The sequence below is a fragment of the Rhizobacter koreensis genome, from assembly GCF_013366375.1.
Lineage (GTDB): Bacteria > Pseudomonadota > Gammaproteobacteria > Burkholderiales > Burkholderiaceae_C > Schlegelella_A > Schlegelella_A koreensis.
In genome coordinates, this window is sequence record NZ_JABWMJ010000038.1 from 1 (window position 1) to 1258 (window position 1258).

1 protein-coding gene is annotated in these 1258 nt (G+C 65.9%); it reads left to right on the forward strand.

Annotated features, from left to right (window positions below; all coding sequences use genetic code 11):
• Positions 1-69 precede the first annotated feature (69 nt).
• A protein-coding gene (locus tag HQN59_RS25735) for an IS3 family transposase (RefSeq protein ID WP_425342779.1) occupies positions 70-1205 on the forward strand; the annotation gives its coding sequence in 2 pieces (ribosomal slippage) (positions 70-319 and positions 319-1205; 1137 coding nt in all).
• Positions 1206-1258 lie beyond the last annotated feature (53 nt).

Below are 1258 nucleotides of genomic sequence, written 5' to 3' on the forward strand. Positions count from 1 at the left end.
CTGACCTGCCCCCCTCCAGCCGTACCAAGGTAATAGAAGGGAAGTCCGCTCATCAGGAGAATGGCGGGCATGAGGAAGAGCAAGTACAGCGAGGAACAGATCATCGGGTTCCTCAAGCAGGCTGAGGCCGGGATGCCGGTGGCGGAGATCTGCCGCAAGGGCGGCTTCAGCGACGCAACGTTCTACAAGTGGCGCTCGAAGTTCGGGGGCATGGAAGTGCCTGACGCGCAGCGGCTGCGCGAGCTCGAGGGGGAGAACGCCAAGCTCAAGAAGCTGCTAGCCGAGGCGCATCTGGACATGCACGCGCTCAAGAGCGTTCTCGGGGTAAAGCGCTAGCCCCACAGGCCAAGCGCGAGGCGATCACCAGGATGGTCAGCGAACACCATCTGTCGGAGCGCCGAGCGTGTCGTCTTGTGGGGCTCTCCCGCGACAGCTACCGCCACCCGCCCGAGCCCGACGCCGCCACGCGAGAGCTGGCCGGGCGCATCGTCGAGATCGCCCAGGTGCGTCAGCGCTTCGGCTACCGGCGCATCCACGACCTGCTGCGTCCGGAGTTCCCGAGCATCAACCACAAGCGCGTGTGGCGCCTGTACGCGGCTGCGAACTTGGCCGTGCGCAAGCGCAAGAAGGTGCGCCGGCCCCCGGCCGAGCGCGTGCCGCTGCAGGCGGCGAGCAACGTCAACGAGGTCTGGAGCATGGATTTCGTCAGCGACAGCCTGGCCAACGGGCGGCGCCTGAAGTGCCTGACCGTGGCTGACGACTTCAGCCACGAGTGCGTCGACATCACCGTGGACTACGGCATCTCGGGCGAGTACGTCACGCGGCTGCTCGATCGCGCTGCCGTGTTCCGTGGCTACCCGGCGGCGGTCAGGACCGACAACGGCCCCGAGTTCACCAGCCGCGCGTTCCTCGCCTGGACGAACGCGCACGGCGTGCGCCACTTGCTCATCCAGCCCGGCAAACCCATGCAGAACGGCTACATCGAGAGCTTCAACGGCAAGTTCCGAGACGAGTGCCTCAACGAGCACTGGTTCCAGACGCTGCACCAGGCCCGCGACGCAATCGCGCACTGGAGGCGCGACTACAACGAGGTGCGACCGCACAGCAGCATTGGACGAATACCTCCAGCGCTCTTCGCCGAGCAGCACCGCCGGCATGCCGGCGGTGCTGCTCACCAGTCCACGGCAACCAACGAGATCACGTAACCTTCAACCCGGACTCCTTCCGAAACACTGGTACGCCGGAAGGGGGCAGGTCA